11 protein-coding genes are annotated in these 13,489 nt (G+C 45.0%); 8 read left to right on the top strand and 3 right to left on the bottom strand.

The features are described 5' to 3' along the window. Window positions 1-9: 9 nt before the first annotated feature. Window positions 10-1,926 (bottom strand): AAA family ATPase, encoded by a 1,917-nt coding sequence (locus VBY75_RS02670; protein WP_416510900.1) that lies wholly within the window; start codon window positions 1,924-1,926, stop codon window positions 10-12. Between the two features lie 398 nt (window positions 1,927-2,324). Further along, window positions 2,325-3,236, bottom strand: a complete 912-nt coding sequence (locus tag VBY75_RS02675; RefSeq protein WP_054487747.1) for a LysR substrate-binding domain-containing protein — start codon at window positions 3,234-3,236, stop codon at window positions 2,325-2,327. Window positions 3,237-3,349: 113 nt separating this feature from the next. On the opposite strand from VBY75_RS02675, the gene VBY75_RS02680 reads away from it, so the two are divergent. Then, window positions 3,350-3,910, top strand: a complete 561-nt coding sequence (locus VBY75_RS02680) for an FMN-dependent NADH-azoreductase (protein ID WP_416510902.1) — start codon at window positions 3,350-3,352, stop codon at window positions 3,908-3,910. A gap of 16 nt (window positions 3,911-3,926) precedes the next feature. Here VBY75_RS02680 and VBY75_RS02685 read toward each other — a convergent pair whose 3' ends face one another. Continuing rightward, window positions 3,927-4,118: a CPXCG motif-containing cysteine-rich protein gene (locus VBY75_RS02685; protein ID WP_054487742.1), complete on the bottom strand. Its 192-nt coding sequence runs from the start codon at window positions 4,116-4,118 to the stop codon at window positions 3,927-3,929. A 103-nt stretch (window positions 4,119-4,221) separates the two neighbouring features. On the opposite strand from VBY75_RS02685, the gene VBY75_RS02690 reads away from it, so the two are divergent. From VBY75_RS02690 to ccoP, 7 genes are all read left to right on the top strand, one after another. After that, window positions 4,222-5,286, top strand: coding sequence for an efflux RND transporter periplasmic adaptor subunit (locus VBY75_RS02690; RefSeq protein WP_416510905.1), 1,065 nt, complete (start codon window positions 4,222-4,224; stop codon window positions 5,284-5,286). Then, window positions 5,279-8,404, top strand: coding sequence for an efflux RND transporter permease subunit (locus VBY75_RS02695; RefSeq protein WP_416510907.1), 3,126 nt, complete (start codon window positions 5,279-5,281; stop codon window positions 8,402-8,404). Before VBY75_RS02690 ends, VBY75_RS02695 begins: the two co-directional genes overlap by 8 nt. Before the next feature lie 100 nt (window positions 8,405-8,504). Beyond that, on the top strand, window positions 8,505-10,145 hold the full coding sequence (locus tag VBY75_RS02700; protein ID WP_416510912.1) for a methyl-accepting chemotaxis protein: 1,641 nt from the start codon (window positions 8,505-8,507) through the stop codon (window positions 10,143-10,145). 137 nt (window positions 10,146-10,282) lie between these two features. Then, on the top strand, window positions 10,283-11,719 hold the full coding sequence (ccoN, locus tag VBY75_RS02705; protein ID WP_416510914.1) for a cytochrome-c oxidase, cbb3-type subunit I: 1,437 nt from the start codon (window positions 10,283-10,285) through the stop codon (window positions 11,717-11,719). An 11-nt stretch (window positions 11,720-11,730) separates the two neighbouring features. Further along, on the top strand, window positions 11,731-12,351 hold the full coding sequence (gene ccoO, locus VBY75_RS02710; protein WP_054487732.1) for a cytochrome-c oxidase, cbb3-type subunit II: 621 nt from the start codon (window positions 11,731-11,733) through the stop codon (window positions 12,349-12,351). Beyond that, window positions 12,351-12,533 (top strand): cbb3-type cytochrome oxidase subunit 3, encoded by a 183-nt coding sequence (locus tag VBY75_RS02715; protein ID WP_054487731.1) that lies wholly within the window; start codon window positions 12,351-12,353, stop codon window positions 12,531-12,533. Before ccoO ends, VBY75_RS02715 begins: the two co-directional genes overlap by 1 nt. Beyond that, a complete protein-coding gene (ccoP, locus tag VBY75_RS02720; protein WP_416510917.1) occupies window positions 12,526-13,479 on the top strand; it encodes a cytochrome-c oxidase, cbb3-type subunit III in 954 nt (317 codons plus the stop codon). The genes VBY75_RS02715 and ccoP overlap by 8 nt, the downstream gene beginning before the upstream one ends. Window positions 13,480-13,489 lie beyond the last annotated feature (10 nt).

A 13,489-nucleotide genomic window follows, 5' to 3' on the forward strand; every position in this document is an offset into this window, starting at 1 on the left:
AGTTCTTTCTTAGCTAAAAATACGGCGCCAAAAGCTGCGAGGTTGATCATTGTCAGAACTATCCAATGTACGGTCTCGCACGTGCTGGAAAAGGGTTTTAATCGGTATTTCGGTTAATAGCTCTAAGGCTTCCTCGACATGTTCAACAGTATAAACGTGAAACTGCCCATTTTTTACGGCTTCAACGATTTCGTCATTAAGGTTGAGTTGATGTTTGTTTGACTGCGGAATAATGACACCTTGCTCACCGTTAAGTCCCCGGTGTGCACAAAGCGCATAGTAACCCTCAATTTTTTCATTGACCGCACCAATTGACTGAACATTACCAAATTGGTCAACCGCGCCGGTAATGGCAAGAGACTGTTTAACGGGCTGTTCTGCCAGGGCTGAAATTAAGCAACAAAGCTCGCCAAGTGACGCGCTGTCTCCATCAACTTCGTAGTAAGACTGTTCAAACACAACGGTTGCTGAGACTGACAAAGGTTCATGGCGGGCAAACTGATTAGCCAAATAAGCACTTAGAATCATGACGCCTTTGGTATGAATATTACCGGAGAGATCAGATTTACGCTCTATATCGATAATGTCGCCGTCACCGTAGTGAATGGTCGCGGTAATTCGGGAAGGTTCGCCGAACTCACTGCCGCCCATAGTCACAACGGTCAAACCGTTCAATTGGCCAACGGCGGTGCCGTGCGTATCAATTCGAACCTGCTGCTCAAGAATGCTGCGTCGACTGAGTTCGGCAAGGTTACCTTCGCGATCGCGTTGTTGCTGAAGCGCTAAATCTATCGCTGCTTTATCAATTTTTGCGTGTTGATTCTGCAACGCGCAATCATTGGCTTCCCGAAGAAGCTGGAGCAGACTGACTGTATTAAGTGTCAATTCTTGCTGGTAATCGGTATATCTGGCACAAACGCGCAGCAAGGCAGAATAACCGTCGGTGCTCAAGGGCAATACGTCAGCCAGTTGCCATACATACTGTAAATAATTGAAGTAGGGCGCTACTGGCTCGTTTTGTGTCGCGTAATGACCATGAAAGTCCGCAAGAAACGGGAAAAAATGGTCGAAGTCTTCGTCGTATTCGCGCAGTTGCGCGTACTCGTTGCGAGAGCCGAGTAAAACAATTTTTATGCTCACAGGGACTGACTCAGGCCGATAGAAAAAAGCAGCACCTGAATCAGGAGACTGTCTTGGCCATTCAAATTCACCGCCTTCTATAACGTCCTTTAAACGTTTCCAGAGCTTGATATTTTCCAGCAATTGCGCAACTTCAATGGCCAATACACCGCCATTTGCTTTGTGCAGTAAGCCCGCTTCAATAAGGTGAAGCTCTGAGCTAACCGTGCCTTCAATGGATTGAACCCCAATATGTCCGAACAAACGCTCTTCGGTTACGCGGTCGCAATAATAATAAGGGGCAGGGTGTTCATGTCCTACAAGAACAGAAGCCAGACTTTCACCCTGAATTTCCTCGGCTTTTTTATCTCTAATCTGCTGCATATAATCACGCAACTTATGGGTATCAAACTGCTCAATTATCGCTTTGTAGGCCTCGTCGCGCTGGTCTAGTGGACGTTGTAGAAACCCCCAGATAGCTTTGATAGCGGCATCAGCGCAACCTGAGGGTAAATTCACGCATAATGGCCTTAGTGGATCTGTTGGGTTTGCCAGGTAAATCCAGTCATACCACTGGGTAAACTCCCAATGGTTGTCGTTAAAATATGAGTCGAGAAGATCGCGCTTCAAAAGCCCTGTAGGAAACAACGCATAGATATTTGAATAAGTGCCTTGTTGGCGCAAGGCGTTGTTCAATGCATTAACAGCTCGTCTTTGTCCAACTAATGCATCTTCTTTAAGTTCGGCCGGCAGCTCATTCAGCCATTCATTTGTTTGTGGCTGCAATGCGAAATTATCTAATTTCATTGAATTGTTCTTCCTTAACTAGCAATAAAGACATGATAACAGAAATGGCTAATTGAGAGCGTTTTGCTGTGGTAATAAAAAACGGAGAAGAACAATGCAGCCTGCAAGTCGACAACAGGCTTTAGACAGATTAAGAGCTAAATGTACAACTTAGGCGGTAACGTTGTCGTTTTGTCATCTTGTCACGACGCCAGAAATAACCAATGCCAGAGTTCAATTTCTTGTATTGGTGGTGCGTACTTTATTCCTTGGCAACGCCAACCGGGGAACCACCGAAGAACCTTCTAAAGAAATAGCGGAATTTGAAGGTATCTGCTTCAAATACATAATTGCGTATAATGTATATTATGTTAAATCATAATCATATCAGTATAACAGCCCTACGAAGTGCTTACTTTTTAAAACTGCTGCTGAGCTAGATCTGGAAGCTTTTCGGCAAGAAAGTCGATAAAAACACGTACAGCGGGAAGAATTCCCCGTCGGTGTGAGTACGTCATATGCATAATTCCGATTGGCAAATGCCAGTCGGTTAATACCGGAACTAAGTCGCCATTATTGACCGCTTCGTTACAGAGGTAATTAGGTAAAGCGGCAATCCCTAATTGTTTGATTGCGGCTTCTCTTAACACAATCATGTCGTCGGTAATAAGCCGTGGTTTTATTCTGATATTCTTTTGCTGGCCCGAACTGTGAATCAGTTCATAGCCATAGCGGCCGTTTGTGTAGTGCATACTGAGATGCTCGAATTTTAGTAAATCTTCGGGTTTCAGAATGGCTTTGTCCTGAATTAAGCCGGGCGCAATGTAAAGTGTCTGAGGTGCCTGGCTAATTGGTCTGGCAATCAGGCTGGAGTCTTCTATGGTGGGTCTAACCCGCAAGGCAACATCAATGCCCTCTTCAACCAGATTCACTGGACGGTTAGTAACCACGAGCTGGATTTCGACCTCCGGGTACAAACTCATGAATTCTGGTAACACCTGAACTAACAAACTCTGACTGATTGCATAAGGCGCGCTAACTTCAACTTTTCCTCGCGGCTTATCCAGTAGACGCTGAGTGACTTGTTGAGCTGACTCCGCAGCACTGACAAGGCGTTCACAATGCACCAGAAACTCACGGCCAACATCAGTTAGTTTAAGGCCGCTTCGACTTCTGTGAAAAAGTCTTGTGCCCTGTTCCTCCTCCAATTGAGTCATTTTCCGGCTTATGGTTGATTTTGGCAGACTTAAATCCCTTGAGGCAGCGCTAATACTGCCGGAGGCGATAACTTGGGCAAATAGATAGTAATTTGTGACATCGGGAAAAGACATAAAAACCTCAAGGTTCCGTTAATGGAACGTAAGTTCTCATTTTAGCTTCTTATTAAAGTATTTGGAACGAATTATACTGTGCCTATCTTAAAAAAGAGAATAATGAGGTTTGTATGAAAGTCTTACATTTTGATTCGGGTATCTTTATTGATCAGTCAGTTAGTCGCCAATTAACTCGCGACATTCTCTCTCAGCTTAAAAATAACCAAGAAACAACGGTTGTGTACCGCGACTTGGTTGCCAACCCGGTTGATCACCTTACGGCTGAAGAGCTTTTAGCCGAAGATAAACCTTTGATTAATGAGTTGGTACAAGAACTTTTTGATGCAGATACCATTATTATTGGTGCGCCCATGTACAACTTTACTATCCCTACGCAGTTGAAAGCCTGGATTGATCGGGTGCTGCAGGCCGGAGTAACTTTCAAATATACGGAACAAGGTCCACAGGGCTTAGTTAAGGACAAGAAAGTTTATATCGCTTCAGGCCGTGGGGGCATTTATTCTGAGGGTGATATGCAGGCATTGGATCATCAGGAAAGTTATTTAAAGCAGGCACTTTCTTTTATCGGAATTACTGACGTTACTGTAGTTCGTGCAGAAGGAATGAATATGGGCGATGAACCCCGTCAACAAGGGTTCGAGCAAGCCTCTAAAGAAATCGCTGCTATATAACTTCATAAAGCCCACCCTATTCGTCATCGCGGTGCGCTTTTATTTGTATCTCATCGCCTAATTGTATTACTTCTATTTCTATTGGCTGACAGCAGACCTGGCAATCGACAATCTGCTGTTGCCCAATATCATTTAACCAGTCCACTTCAATATCGTTAATTGTCATGCAATAAGGACACTCAAATGTTTTTGGATCGGTAAGACTCATAGCAGGCACCTTAAATTAAAGCTCTGGTCTACAATAGTAATCGAATCTTTGAACTTTTGCGTAGCTTATAAAATATTCAATTTAAATAACCGGCTGAGTGCGAATGATGACATCGTGGTTAAAACAATCCTTAATAGTAACGTCGTTATTGGTCGCTAGTACAACGCAGGCTCAAACACCCGTTGAGTATATCGAGGCGAATAAAAAATCGATAGTAAACACAGTTAAAGTACCAACCACCCTTTCAGCCATGAATAACTCGCAGCTTGGTTTTGCGGTTGAAGGGAAACTATTAGAGCTTCAAAAGGATACCGGCGACTCGGTCAGTAAGGGAGATGTTTTGGCCACGTTAGATGTGCGTCAGATAAACTCCCGGATAGAGTCTTTGCAAGCGCAGGTACAAAGTGCTCAGGCGACTCTGGAAGATGAAAAACAACAACTGAATGAATTAGACACACTTGCTGAAACGGACTTTGTACCAGCAAGTGACTTACGACGTTCGCGTACCAGGGTTCAGGTGGCAGAGTCACAACTGGCTGAAAGCAGAGCTTTGTTGAAAGAAACCGAAGTAAACCAAGAATATCATGAACTTAAAGCGCCTTATGATGGTGTTATCACAAACCGAAGCGCTGACCTTGGTGAATGGCTGGGTGTCGATCAGAATGTTTTTCAGTTAGTTGCCGACAAAGACCGCTACGCCGATGTTTTTCTGTCGCAGTCTTACTACCCTTCTATTGACTCTGACACATTGGTGAAACTCAGTCACAAAGAGACTTCTATTAGCGCTAGTATTAAAAGAGTTGTGCCCTATGTGGACGGAAATGATCGCTCTTTTCGGATTCGCATTACGGGCGACTATCCGGACAATTGGATTTCAGGCATACCTTTAACTGCAACCTTTGAAATTGATACAAAACGCAGACAAACCGCCGTGCCGCAAGACGCTATAGTGCGTTACAGTGATGGCCGTACATCGGTTTGGGTCGCAAAAAAAGAGAATGATAATTGGCAGGCAATTGAAAGACCGGTGGAACTTGGCCTGAGGTTTAACGGCTATGTGGAAATAGAAAACGGCCTGGATAATGGTGAGCGCGTGATAGTCCGGGGGAATGAGGCCCTGACCGATGGGCAGGCTTTGGAGCTGACGGAGTCTGCGGATTATGATTGAAGCGGTTATTAAGCATAAGCACGTAACTATAGTCTCTATCTTGATCCTTTGCCTGCTGGGCATTACTGCGGCACTCCGTATTCCCGTACAAATGATACCGGATTTAGAAGTTCGAACCATTTCTGTTCAGACACAATGGCCCGGTGCTACGCCTCAGGACATAGAGAAAGAAATACTCATCGAGCAGGAAGAGTTTCTTCGTACGGTACCTAACTTACAGCGCATGGAAAGCAGTGCAAGTAATGGCGAAGCGAGTATAGAACTGGACTTTCCTTTTGGTGTTGATGTTACTGAAACATTAATCCTGGTTAACAATGCGTTAAGTCAGGTGCCGGATTACCCAGAGAATGTCGATGAGCCTAGAATTTTCTCTGCATCTTTTTCAAGTAATGCTTTCATGTACTTTCGCGTCGCTCCTGTTGAGGGTAACCCGAAAAATATCGATATGGTTATGATGCGAGATTACATTGAGGATAATGTACGACCGCGAATGTCATCGGTTGCCGGAGTATCTCAGGTAAACGTTAGCGGAGGTGCTCAGCGACAAGTTCGTATTCTGATGGACAAAGACGCCCTCATTCAATACAACGTGTCGGTTAATGAGGTTCGCTCTGCAATTAGCAGTCGTAACCGCGACACCTCGGCAGGTGAACTGGAGCAAGGTAAACGCCGTTTTTTGCTACGAACCGTTGGTCGGTTCGAGTCACTTGAAGAAATTGAAAACACAATTATCCGTAGAACCGGTGACAGCCTGGTTAGACTTAAAGACGTGGCTGACATCGATTTTAATCACTTTGAGCTTAACAGCGAGTCCTGGTTCAAAGGCCAGCAGGTACTTAGCTTGCAGGTTCAACGTGAACTTGGTTCTAATGTCATTGATATCAAGTATGCCATGATGGACGAAGTCGAACGCATCAATGAAGAGTTACTTCGCCCTGCCGGAATGGAAATTACATTAAACTCGGACGATGTTCGCTATGTGGAAAGTTCCGTCCAAAATGTGCTCTTTAACCTATTACTGGGCGCCCTATTTGCAACCTTAGTCATGTACGGATTGATGCGCTCCGGGCGCGCAACGCTTATTGCCGTGATTGGCATCCCCATTTGTACTCTGGCCGGCTTTTTAGGGCTGCTGTTACTCGACAGAACCATTAATGTTATTTCTTTAGCCGGTATTGCCTTTGCCATTGGTATGACACTGGATAACACGATTGTTGTGCTGGAAAGTATCGAGCTGGAGCGACGTAAAGGGTTAAATCCTAAAGAAGCGGCTATTGAAGGAGTAAAACGAGTCTGGACTGCGGTACTCACGTCAACACTCACGACAGTGATGGTTTTTCTTCCTATACTCTTTATCGTTCAGGAAGCCGGGCAGCTCTATTCTGATATTGCAATTGCCATTTCTGCATCGATTATTGCCTCGATGTTTGTCGCCGTAACTTTAGTACCTTTGTTAGCGGCCTACTTCCCTGCTGAAGCCAAAACAAAAGTCACCGACAAATTAACTAACCGTATTGATTCTGCGAGTCAAAAGATACTGGCTTCAAAGAACTCCAAGTTAACCACTGTGGGCGTTACTTTTGTTGCGGTCGTAGGTATTTGGTGGTTTCTAACGCCGCCAGCGGAATATCTGCCAGAGGGTGAAGAAGCAAAAACCTTCGCCACAATGAGTGCACCGCCGGGCTACAACTTAAAAACCATGTCATCTATTGGTGACGAAATTAGAGCCATTTTTGATCCGGCTTTAATGACAGAAGAGACAGAAGTAACACGCTCAGGCGTTACCATTCCTGCGCTTCAGACAATGAGCCTTAGTGTGGCACCCTCAAACATTCGTATTATTGCTGAGACTCGTGATAAAAACCGAATTGACGAATTAATGGGTGTGATAACAGAGGTTTACGAGCGTTACCCGGGTATGCGGGCTTTTGCCGCTAAAGGATCAATTATTAGCAGTAATGACGGTGGCACCCGCAGCATTAATGTGGATGTTGGTGGTCGGGAGCTTAATGAAGTTTATGCTGCGGCGCGTGCAATATATAACCGGTCGCAGGAGGTTTTTGATAACCCAAGAATACAGTCAACGCCTAATTCACTTACGCTGGCACAACCCCTATTAGAAATACGACCCGACTGGGAGCGTATGAGTGAGTTAGGTTTAGATGCAGACAGTTTTGGTTATGCGGTTTCTGCGCTGACAGACGGTGCCTTTGTCGGTGAGTATTTCCAGGGCGACGATAAAATTGATATGTATCTTTATAGCGAAAAAGGTACCGAAGTAACCCCGGAAATGCTGGATGACTTACCCGTTCTTAACGTAAATGGCCGCCCGGTATCACTCAACGCCATTAGCGAAGTGCGCCAAATAGTTGATACCAGTACGGTTCGCCGGGTAGACAGTAGACGTACCGTAACCTTGAATATTATACCTCCAGAATCGGTGGCTCTTGAGTCCGGTGTTGAAATGGTGCGAACCCAAGTGCTGCAGCACTTAAGAGAGCAAGGCGTTATAGCAGCAGACATCTCCACTCAGTTATCGGGAGCTGCCGATCAACTGGCAGAAACGCAGGCAGCATTAAGTGAAAACTACGTTATCTCAATAGCTATTATTTATCTGCTGATGGTGGCTATTTTCGCCCACTGGGGTTACCCCCTGCTTATTATGGCGACTATTCCCATGGGGATCAGTGCAGGTATTGCCGGCTTGGCTCTGATGAATGGTGTTGGTCAGCTATTGCCAATCTTTGGGTTACAACCGCTAAATCAACCGTTCGATATGATCACTATGCTGGGCTTTCTTATTCTTATGGGAACGGTAATCAACAACCCTATTTTGGTTGTAGAGCGTGCAATCTACCTACGTGATAAAGAAAACTACCCTATCAAGAGAGCCGTTCAGGAAGGCCTATTGTCGCGGGTCAGACCTATTACTATTACCACTTTAACAACACTGTGTGGTATTGCTCCCCTGGTCTTTATTCCAGGCGCTGGTACAGAGCTTTACCGCGGAGTTGGGGCTATTGTGATGTTTGGTCTCATAGGTGCTGCGCTTGTTACTATTTTCACTTTACCTGCACTATCTGCACTGGTACTAAAAAAACGAGGGGTGAATTCTTAGACAAAATATTGATCTTTGCGCTACTTTTTTACTGTAAATATTTTGTAAACTGCCGATAGTCTATTAAGTAAGCTTTCCGTCGGTTGACTAAGGATCATCAATGAAGATCATACAGCAGTTAAGTATTACGCAGAGACTGGTTTCACTACTGGGGATTGCCGCTTTAGGTACTGCACTAATGGTCGCGTTTATGATGTTCATTTTGAATAACCTGCTGGTTGAAGAAGAAAAACGTAAACTCAATGCCGTACTTGATACAGCTCATACCATAGTCAGTCATTATCATCAGGAATATCAGGATGGTAACCTCAGCGAATCTGAAGCCAGAACGGAAGCTTATGCTCGCCTTGATAACATTCGCTACGAAGGCGTGGAGTACATATTTACGCTAAGTCGTGACGGCGTTTTAGTACAACACCCTTTCTCTAAACAATTAGTCGGCAAAGATGTAACCAGCTACGAAGATCCGGAAGGCACTCGACTGTTTCAGGAAATGGTCCAGAAAGCACGTTCAGCTGACCGCGCTACCGTGGAATACATATGGCAAAAAGGCAGTTATGCCAACAACCTGGTTCCTAAAATTAGCAGAATAAGAGTATTTGAACCCTGGAACCTTATTATGGGGACAGGTCAGTACACCGATAATATTACCAGCATGTTGTGGCAGGAGTTTTTTAAACTAGCTGGGTTGGCTCTGTTTCTTGCTGTGCCTCTCCTTCTTTTGTTTGTTTTGATCATACGCAGTATTACTCGTCCCTTGAAAACGATTAATAACGCCATGTTTGATATTGCTGAAGGTGAAGGTGATTTAACCCGGCGGCTTGATGATTCTGGCTCTGATGAACTCGCTAAATTAGCGACCTCTTTCAATACTTTTGTACACAAAATACAGCAACTCGTACAAAGCGTTCAGGAAAGTGCTAAACATGAAAGCGAGGCTGCTAGTCAACTCACTGACTTATCGGCTACGAGCAGTCGACAGAGTGATGAATTAAGTTCTCAAACAAGCTCTATCGCTACAGCAATCACTGAATTATCTTCATCGGCTTCGGAAGTTGCCGACCATGCCCGTCAGGCCGCCGATTCAGCGAATACTGCCGATGAAGAAGCTGGTCGTTCAGCAATTATTGTTCGTGAATCGGTCAATAATATTGAGGCACTGACCTCTGAATTGGGTAAAGCCGGTGAGAAGGCCCGGTTATTACAGGACGGTTCAGATAAGATTGGTAATATACTCGGTGTTATTGTTGCAATTGCTGAACAAACGAACTTACTTGCATTAAATGCAGCCATTGAGGCCGCCCGGGCCGGTGATGCAGGACGTGGGTTTGCTGTAGTTGCTGATGAAGTCAGAACTTTAGCAACCCGAACCCAACATTCAACCGATGAAATCTCCTCTATTGTGGAAAGCATTCAGGGAGCAATTAAAGAGGTCAGTCAAATTATCAATGATGTGGAGCACCGCTCAGCATCGACCAACGAAGAGGCGTTGAAAGCCGAACGAGCAATCAGCCAAATTCAGGAAGCGGTCGCCAATATTTCCAGTATGAACATACAAATTGCATCAGCCACCGATGAACAAAGTCGGGTCACTAAAGATTTGAATGAAAACATCACGGGCATTTCTGACCTTTCCCATGCTAACCAGGACGCAAATACGCGGGTATCTGAAGTAAGCCGGGATCTCAGTAAAAACAGCATTGATCTGAGTCAACTTGTGAGCCGGTTTAAAACAAAATAACCTTAAAAAGACTAGGGACAATAGTAATCTGCCCTGTACCTTTTGAGTCACAAGACGTAAAATGCACGTACTTTTACATGGATCGTGTCTGGTAAAAGTCACCTTTTTCCTGATCTTAATCACTGCGGATTTAAAAGATGAGTCAAACAATTCCACAACAACCGATCGAATATAATATGAAGGTCGTTCGGCAGTTTACTGTCATGACCATTATTTGGGGTATCGTCGGTATGGCGTTGGGCGTATTGATAGCTGCTCAGCTAGTCTGGCCAGAGCTAAACTTCAATACACCTTGGTTAACCTACTCCCGTCTTCGCCCACTACACACTAACGCGGTTATTTTTGCGTTTGGTACCAGTGCACTTTTTGCTACCTCTTACTATGTGGTTCAAAAGACCTGTAAAGTGAGCTTGTTCTCAGACAAGTTGGCTGCTTTCACCTTCTGGGGTTGGCAAGCCGTTATCGTAGCCGCGGTTATCACTCTGCCTCTGGGTTTAACCAGTACGAAAGAGTACGCTGAACTTGAATGGCCAATCGATATCCTGATTGCTGTCGTTTGGGTTGCTTATCTCATTGTTTTCTTTGGGACATTGGCTATTCGTAAGACATCGCACATTTATGTGGCGAACTGGTTCTACGGTGGCTTTATTGTTGTTATCGCCATGCTGCATATTGTGAACAGCTTCGCGATACCAGTGTCGTTTACTAAGTCATATTCAATCTACTCAGGTGCTGTAGATGCCATGGTTCAATGGTGGTACGGACATAACGCTGTAGGTTTCCTTTTGACAGCCGGCTTCCTGGGCATGATGTATTACTTTGTGCCAAAGCAGGCAGAACGCCCCGTTTACTCGTACCGTTTGTCGGTTGTTCATTTCTGGGCACTTATTTCCTTATACATTTGGGCCGGACCGCACCACTTGCACTACACCGCTTTACCAGACTGGACTCAGTCAGTGGGTATGGTGATGTCAGTCATTCTGTTCGTTCCTTCGTGGGGCGGCATGATCAACGGCATCATGACCTTATCGGGAGCCTGGCATAAACTGCGTACCGACCCAATTCTGCGCTTCCTGATTGTATCTCTGTCATTCTATGGTATGTCGACTTTCGAAGGTCCGATGATGGCAATCAAATCAGTAAACGCCCTTTCTCACTACACCGACTGGACCGTTGGTCACGTGCATTCAGGTGCTCTAGGCTGGGTTGCGATGATTACCATCGGCTCTATGTACTACCTGGTACCTCGCTTGTTTAATCAGAAAGAAATTCACAGCATTAAGCTGGTTAACGTTCATTTCTGGTTACACACTATCGGCGTAGTTTTCTACATTGTTTCAATGTGGATTTCAGGTGTTATGCAAGGTCTTATGTGGCGTGCGACAAACTCTGATGGAACACTAACTTATAGTTTCGTAGAGAGTGTTCAAGCATCGTATCCGTTCTGGACAGGCCGCTTTATTGGTGGTGTGTTCATTGTCGTTGGTATGCTGCTTATGGCTTATAACTGTTACCAGACAATTCGTGCCGGCCGTCGTGAGACAGCTGCAGGCAACGTCGTACAAACTGCCTGAGGGAGAGAATAATGAGTCGCTTTAAACACGAATTTGTTGAGAAAAACTTAGGTTGGCTGTCTATTTTAATGATTCTTGCTGTTTCTATTGGCGGTTTGGTAGAAATCACTCCCCTACTTTTTCAGAAGCAGACCAATGAACCGATTAAAGGGCTACAGCCATACACAGCATTAGAACTTGAAGGCCGTGATATCTATATCCGCGAAGGGTGTAACAACTGTCACAGTCAGATGATTCGACCTTTCCGTGCTGAAACAGAACGCTATGGACATTACTCTTTAGCCGGAGAACACGTATGGGAATTCCCTCACCTTTGGGGTTCTAAACGGACAGGTCCTGATTTGGCTCGGGTTGGTGGACGTTACAGTGATGAGTGGCATCACGTTCACTTAATGAACCCACGAAATGTGGTTCCTGAATCAAATATGCCAGCGTTCCCGTGGCTTGCAGAAAACAAGCTAACGGGTGAAGACACCGCTAAGAAAATGGAAGTTATGCGTTCGCTTGGCGTTCCTTATGAAGATGAGGATATTGCCGGGGCTAAAGAAGCTGTTCAGGGTGAAACCGAAATGGACGCTCTTATCGCATACTTGCAGTCTCTTGGCACTGCGTTACAGCAGGCTGATAAGTAATGGATTACGGAACCTGGCGCGGCGTGTTTAGCCTGATCATATTGGCAATTTTCATTGCTATTGTGTTTTGGGCTTTCAGTCGCCGCACAAAAAAACAATTTGATGAAGCGGCTAATTCCATATTTGAGGACGAGTCATCAGTAGATAAAAGCGACAAACCGGAGTCGAAGAAAGATGAGTAGCTTCTGGAGTGCATGGATAATTGTTCTGACGCTGGCCACTTTGGTGGTGCTAATTTGGCTATTGCGCTGGAACATGAAAAATTATACTCACATCGAAGAAGGTCAGGAAATGGACCACGAATTCGATGGAATTGTTGAGTTAAACAACCCTCTTCCAAAGTGGTGGACCTATTTATTCTGGGCCTGCTTTGCCTGGGGCTTTTTGTACTTAGCTTTATATCCTGGGTTAGGCAATTTCAATGGCCTATTGGACTGGAAAAGCTCAAACCAAGACGTTCGCTCATTAGAAGAGTCTCGTCAGGCAATGGAAGAAGCTCACGAAAAAGGAATGATAGTTGAGTACGATCGTTCAATTCGTGCAGCTGAAGAAAAATACGGCCCTATTTTTGAAGCATTTGCAGAGCAGTCTGTTAAAGAGCTGGCAAAAAATGAAGATGCTTTAGATGTTGGTCAACGACTATTCTTGCAAAACTGTGCTCAGTGCCACGGCTCAAACGCTATGGGTGGCCAAGGCTTCCCTAACTTGACTGATGATGACTGGTTGTACGGTGGTGAGCCAAGCGATATTAAGACATCGTTATTAGAAGGTCGCCGCGGTAACATGACACCTTTTGGTGAGCAGTTCAGTGATAAAGAAATTAATGAACTGGCAAACTACGTCGCAAGTCTTAGTGGCCGCGACAGAGATCCTGACTTGGTTGAAGCCGGCAAGGCAAACTTTGCAGTCTGCAGCGCTTGTCACGGACAGGATGGAAAAGGTAACCAGCAGCTGGGTGCTCCTAACTTGACTGATAATGTTTGGCTCTATGGTGGTTCAATTAATAAAATTGAAGAAACTATTAGGTATGGGCGTAGCGGCGTTATGCCTGCCTGGAAAAACATTTTAGGTGAAGATAAAATTCATGTTATCTCAGCTTATGTCTACAGCTTGTCAAACGACGAATAAAACGCAGTAT

It is taken from the genome of Idiomarina sp. HB (genome assembly GCF_048059115.1).
Classification (GTDB): Bacteria; Pseudomonadota; Gammaproteobacteria; order Enterobacterales; family Alteromonadaceae; genus Idiomarina; species Idiomarina abyssalis.

Bases quoted from the DNA above. Each gene is read 5' to 3' on its own strand.
- VBY75_RS02685 (WP_054487742.1), bottom strand. From the start codon at position 4,118: ATGAGTCTTACCGATCCAAAAACATTTGAGTGTCCTTATTGCATGACA.
- VBY75_RS02715 (WP_054487731.1), top strand. From the start codon at position 12,351: ATGGATTACGGAACCTGGCGCGGCGTGTTTAGCCTGATCATATTGGCA.
- VBY75_RS02680 (WP_416510902.1), top strand. From the start codon at position 3,350: ATGAAAGTCTTACATTTTGATTCGGGTATCTTTATTGATCAGTCAGTT.
- VBY75_RS02700 (WP_416510912.1), top strand. From the start codon at position 8,505: ATGAAGATCATACAGCAGTTAAGTATTACGCAGAGACTGGTTTCACTA.
- VBY75_RS02690 (WP_416510905.1), top strand. From the start codon at position 4,222: ATGATGACATCGTGGTTAAAACAATCCTTAATAGTAACGTCGTTATTG.
- ccoN (WP_416510914.1), top strand. From the start codon at position 10,283: ATGAGTCAAACAATTCCACAACAACCGATCGAATATAATATGAAGGTC.
- VBY75_RS02695 (WP_416510907.1), top strand. From the start codon at position 5,279: ATGATTGAAGCGGTTATTAAGCATAAGCACGTAACTATAGTCTCTATC.
- VBY75_RS02670 (WP_416510900.1), bottom strand. From the start codon at position 1,926: ATGAAATTAGATAATTTCGCATTGCAGCCACAAACAAATGAATGGCTG.
- ccoO (WP_054487732.1), top strand. From the start codon at position 11,731: ATGAGTCGCTTTAAACACGAATTTGTTGAGAAAAACTTAGGTTGGCTG.
- VBY75_RS02675 (WP_054487747.1), bottom strand. From the start codon at position 3,236: ATGTCTTTTCCCGATGTCACAAATTACTATCTATTTGCCCAAGTTATC.
- ccoP (WP_416510917.1), top strand. From the start codon at position 12,526: ATGAGTAGCTTCTGGAGTGCATGGATAATTGTTCTGACGCTGGCCACT.